At 37.7% G+C, this 689-nt stretch carries 2 protein-coding genes; both read left to right on the forward strand.

What is annotated here, in order from left to right; genetic code table 11:
- Nucleotides 1-173: 173 nt before the first annotated feature.
- A complete protein-coding gene (locus MTBBW1_RS27345) occupies nucleotides 174-443 on the forward strand; it encodes a DUF4160 domain-containing protein (protein ID WP_080810164.1) in 270 nt (89 codons plus the stop codon).
- 10 nt (nucleotides 444-453) lie between these two features.
- Nucleotides 454-689 (forward strand): DUF2442 domain-containing protein (locus MTBBW1_RS27350; protein ID WP_080810167.1); only part of this gene is annotated, 236 nt, incomplete at its 3' end.

Consider the following 689-nt stretch of genomic DNA (forward strand, 5'->3'; position numbering starts at 1 on the left):
ATATTTTGCAGCTCATCAATATTTTTTGAAAGCAACGCTTCTTTTGAGAAATGGGGACAGGAAAATGGGGACTAATGCATGTGCTGTCTCCATTCTCTTTTTGTGATTGTCAATTTACGCCCTGATGGTTATACTTAAAATGAATAATCAATGAAGACGAAAGGAATTGACTTATGCCAACAATAAGTATGTTTTATGGCATTCTTGTACTGATGTTCTATCGTGACAATAGGCAGCATCATCTTCCACATATACATGTCCGTTATCAAGGCGAGGAAGCTGCACTTGCAATAGAAGACGGCTCAATTCTTGCCGGATCTATCCCATCGAAGCAACTTAAATTGGTTAGGGCATGGCTCGAGATTCATAAAGATGCCTTGTATGTAAACTGGGAGTTAGCAGTGAATGGTGAAGAGCCTTTTAGAATTCCTCCCCTTCAATAGAGGTACGATTATGCTAATTGATGTAAAACATGTAAAACCGAATCTAAACTATACATTGGAACTTGAATTTGAAAATGGAGAGGCACGAATTTTTGATATGAGTCCATTAATAAAAATTAAACCATGGAACAAAATTGCTTCGCCAACAATTTTTATGAATGCTGATGTTTTATATGGGACTGTCGTCTGGCCATCAGGTGTCGATATTGCCTCAGATACTTTGTATCTTGATAGCGTTCCAGTTTG

Source organism: Desulfamplus magnetovallimortis, assembly GCF_900170035.1.
Lineage (GTDB): Bacteria > Desulfobacterota > Desulfobacteria > Desulfobacterales > Desulfobacteraceae > Desulfamplus > Desulfamplus magnetovallimortis.

Bases quoted from the DNA above. Each gene is read 5' to 3' on its own strand.
- MTBBW1_RS27345 (WP_080810164.1), top strand. From the start codon at position 174: ATGCCAACAATAAGTATGTTTTATGGCATTCTTGTACTGATGTTCTAT.